Source organism: Streptococcus mitis (assembly GCF_001579035.1).
Taxonomy (GTDB): domain Bacteria; phylum Bacillota; class Bacilli; order Lactobacillales; family Streptococcaceae; genus Streptococcus; species Streptococcus mitis_J.
In genome coordinates this window covers 141664-145420 of record NZ_KQ970287.1, presented here as the reverse complement: position 1 = coordinate 145420, position 3757 = coordinate 141664, and the positions used below count along the sequence as shown (strand labels likewise).

Here is a 3757-nt window from a genome sequence, read left to right as displayed (position 1 = left end):
TGGATTGTCCCCAACCAAAATTACTACCAAACCAGGTACTAGACCTGTTTCTTCCTTTAGTTTTGCAGTCTTTTCAGCCAACTGCCCCTGCAATTTGGCCGCTAAAGCTTTCCCATCAATAATCTGTGTCATATCACTTCTCTTTTCTTTCAAATATCTTCCATTATACCAAAAACTGCCAGCACCCTCTAACATTTCTTTCCTAGGCAATCCTATAGTTTCAAACTATAAGAAAAAGCTCTGGTTGAGCTTTTCACTAATCTTGTCTTGAAATTTTAAAATAGATTATAAAACCTTACTCAAGAAATCTTTAGTCCGTTGTTCTTGGGTTTGTTCAAAAATCTGTTCAGGTGTTCCGTCTTCAACAACCACACCGTCTGCCATAAAGATAACACGATCTGCCACCTCACGGGCAAATCCCATCTCATGTGTTACGATAACCATAGTCATCCCTGACTTGGCAAGGTCTTGCATAACAGCCAATACCTCACCTACCATTTCAGGATCCAAGGCTGAAGTTGGCTCGTCAAAGAGCAAAACATCTGGTTCCATAGCCAACCCACGCGCGATGGCAATCCGTTGTTGCTGACCACCTGACAAACTCTGTGGATAAGCAGTTGCCTTATCTGGCAAACCAACTTTTTCCAAAAGCTCTTGGGCTCTCTTCTCAGCAACAGCCTTGCTCTCACCTTTGGTCTTGATAGGTGACAAGGTGATATTTTCCATCACAGTCATATTTGGAAAGAGATTGAATTGTTGGAAAACCATGCCCATCTTCTCACGCATGGCAAACAGGTCATTCTTCTTGTCCGTAATATCGACTCCCTCAAAGATAACCTTCCCTTTAGTCGCTTCTTCCAACAAATTCATAGAGCGAAGCAAGGTAGATTTCCCGCTCCCCGAAGGACCGATGATAACGACAACTTCTCCTCTTTTAATCTCGAGGTTGATGCCCTTCAATACTTCATTCTTTCCAAATGATTTATGTAAATTTTCAATTTTTATCAAGGTTTCTGTCATTATTTCTTATCTCCTTGTCCCATACGTTTTTCAAAAGCTTTCAAGGCTACGGTCAAAATAGAGGTCATAATCAAGTAGTAAAAGGCTGCAAATAAAAGTGGTGTTAAAGGTAGATAGGTTGTTGTAGAAACTGTTGTAGCCCCGTTCCACAACTCCATAACACCGACAGCTGATAAGAGGGAGCTGTCCTTGATAATGGTGATAAATTCGTTCCCCAATGCTGGCAAAATATTTTTGATGGCTTGTGGCAAAATCACATATCTCATAGCATTTTTAGGACGAATCCCTAGCGAATAAGCCGCTTCTAGCTGACCTTTTGGAACTGCATTGATTCCGGCACGAACAGTCTCAGAAACATAAGCACCACTGTTCATAGAGATAATCAAAATCCCTGGAATCAGACGAGAAAGGTCAACACCCAAAATTCCAACCTGAATAGTCGGGGCATTGATATGCATAAGAGCAAAGGCAATCATAATCTGAACCATCATTGGCGTCCCACGGAAAATCCAAACGTACAAGTTGGCGAGCCAAACAAGCGGTTTAAACTTTGAACGTTGCCCAAAAGCCAAGACAACACCCAAAATAGTTCCCAAAAAGACAACACAGATAGAAATGAGAACCGTCACGACAGCCCCATAGTTAAAATAAGGTAAATACTTAGGTAAAAAAGAAAAATTCATAGTCACACTGCTTTCTAAAATAGAGTACTGTATGATTATAACATGTTTTGAATTAAAATTCAAATCTTTTATCCAATTTATTTAAAAATCTTTAAACTAGCAGAATTAGCGAGAAATCTTAGTTTTTTCTAGTCAAGTTGGCCTCCTTTATGGTAAAATAGTAACGATAAGAAATGAAGGAGAATCAAAATGGAATCACATTTGGTTAGAATCATCAACCGCCTTGAAGCAATGGCAAACGATGGCGGAAATTTAAAACGTAATTTTGAACGCGAAGGAGTTGTTGTTGCAGAAGTTGCATACAGCCACGACGAAGAAAACGGCTCAATCTTTACCCTTCGTGATGTCGAAGCTCGCGAAACGTATACGTTTGACAGCATTGACTTGATTGCAATGGAGATTTACGAACTCCTCTACTAATACAAAACAAGCTGGGATTACACCCTGCATGTCTAACCAAAATCCTTTTTGTCTCACAAATAGGATTTTTTTATAGTCCAAATCCACGAAGATTTTCATTGTAACAACTTCTCAAAGCTGCAATCTTTTTACTTGCTTTACAGTCCAATCCTGTTATAATGAGAGTATAGAAATTTGACTATTTTTGACCTTTGAACAGGTCAGGCTAAAGAAAGAAATGAGGTAGATGTATGCTTTGTCAAAACTGTAAAATCAACGACTCAACAATTCATCTTTACACCAATCTCAATGGAAAACAAAAACAAATTGACCTCTGTCAAAACTGCTACAAGATTATCAAGACTGATCCTAATAACAGTCTCTTTAAAGGCATGACGGATCTGAACAATCGTGACTTCGATCCCTTTGGTGATTTCTTCAATGATCTAAACAATTTCAGACCTTCTAGCAATACTCCTCCTATTCCCCCAACCCAATCAGGTGGAGGTTACGGTGGAAACGGCGGTTATGGTTCCCAAAATCATGAATCCGCTCAAACTCCACCACCAAGCCAAGAAAAAGGCCTGCTAGAAGAATTTGGTATCAACGTAACTGAGATTGCCCGTCGTGGAGATATAGACCCTGTTATTGGGCGCGACGATGAGATTATCCGTGTCATCGAGATTCTCAATCGCAGAACCAAGAATAATCCTGTCCTTATCGGTGAACCAGGTGTCGGAAAAACTGCCGTTGTCGAAGGTCTAGCTCAGAAAATCGTTGATGGCGATGTTCCACATAAACTCCAAGGTAAACAAGTCATCCGTCTGGATGTGGTTAGCCTGGTCCAAGGAACGGGTATCCGAGGACAATTTGAAGAACGCATGCAAAAACTCATGGAAGAAATTCGCAAACGTGAGGACATCATCCTCTTTATCGATGAAATCCATGAAATTGTCGGTGCTGGTTCTGCGAGTGATGGTAATATGGACGCAGGAAATATCCTCAAGCCAGCCCTTGCTCGTGGAGAACTGCAACTGGTCGGTGCTACTACCCTCAATGAATACCGTATCATTGAAAAGGATGCTGCCTTAGAGCGTCGTATGCAGCCTGTTAAAGTCGATGAACCAACAGTGGACGAAACAATCACTATCCTCAAAGGAATTCAAAAGAAATACGAAGACTACCACCACGTTCAATATACCGATGCTGCAATTGAAGCAGCTGCAACTCTTTCCAATCGCTATATCCAAGATCGCTTCTTACCTGACAAGGCCATTGACCTCCTAGATGAAGCTGGCTCTAAGATGAACTTGACCTTGAATTTTGTGGATCCTAAAGTCATTGATCAACGCTTAATCGAGGCTGAAAATCTCAAGTCTCAAGCTACACGAGAGGAAGATTTTGAGAAGGCCGCCTACTTCCGCGACCAGATTGCTAAGTATAAGGAAATGCAAAAGAAAAAGGTTACGGACCAGAATACTCCTATCATCAGTGAGAAAACCATTGAGCACATTATCGAGCAGAAAACCAATATCCCTGTTGGGGATTTGAAAGAGAAAGAACAATCTCAACTCATCCATCTAGCCGAAGATCTCAAGTCTCATGTTATTGGCCAAGATGATGCTGTCGATAAGATTGCCAAGGCTATTCGCCGT

4 protein-coding genes and 1 pseudogene are annotated in these 3757 nt (G+C 41.0%); 2 read left to right on the top strand and 3 right to left on the bottom strand.

Annotation, left to right across the window (positions count from 1 at the left end; genetic code table 11):
- The 3 genes and pseudogenes from SMIDD26_RS05160 to SMIDD26_RS05150 all read right to left on the bottom strand — a co-directional run.
- Nucleotides 1-132, bottom strand: a pseudogene (locus SMIDD26_RS05160) (bifunctional methylenetetrahydrofolate dehydrogenase/methenyltetrahydrofolate cyclohydrolase); the annotation flags it as partial.
- A gap of 153 nt (nt 133-285) precedes the next feature.
- The gene (locus SMIDD26_RS05155; RefSeq protein WP_000140955.1) at nt 286-1020 is read right to left on the bottom strand and encodes an amino acid ABC transporter ATP-binding protein; all 735 of its coding nucleotides are present in this window, start codon (nt 1018-1020) and stop codon (nt 286-288) included.
- A complete protein-coding gene (locus SMIDD26_RS05150) occupies nt 1020-1703 on the bottom strand; it encodes an amino acid ABC transporter permease (RefSeq protein WP_061439317.1) in 684 nt (227 codons plus the stop codon). The genes SMIDD26_RS05155 and SMIDD26_RS05150 overlap by 1 nt, the downstream gene beginning before the upstream one ends.
- A gap of 189 nt (nt 1704-1892) precedes the next feature.
- On the opposite strand from SMIDD26_RS05150, the gene SMIDD26_RS05145 reads away from it, so the two are divergent.
- Together SMIDD26_RS05145 and SMIDD26_RS12865 are read left to right on the top strand one after the other, a co-directional pair.
- On the top strand, nt 1893-2123 hold the full coding sequence (locus SMIDD26_RS05145) for a DUF1797 family protein (RefSeq protein ID WP_000443574.1): 231 nt from the start codon (nt 1893-1895) through the stop codon (nt 2121-2123).
- Nucleotides 2124-2353: 230 nt separating this feature from the next.
- A partial coding sequence (locus SMIDD26_RS12865) for an AAA family ATPase (protein WP_246746920.1) occupies nt 2354-3757 on the top strand: 1404 nt, incomplete at its 3' end.

Coding starts and splice junctions, on each gene's coding strand:
- SMIDD26_RS05145 (WP_000443574.1), top strand. CDS start 1,893: ATGGAATCACATTTGGTTAGAATCATCAACCGCCTTGAAGCAATGGCA.
- SMIDD26_RS05155 (WP_000140955.1), bottom strand. CDS start 1,020: ATGACAGAAACCTTGATAAAAATTGAAAATTTACATAAATCATTTGGA.
- SMIDD26_RS05150 (WP_061439317.1), bottom strand. CDS start 1,703: ATGAATTTTTCTTTTTTACCTAAGTATTTACCTTATTTTAACTATGGG.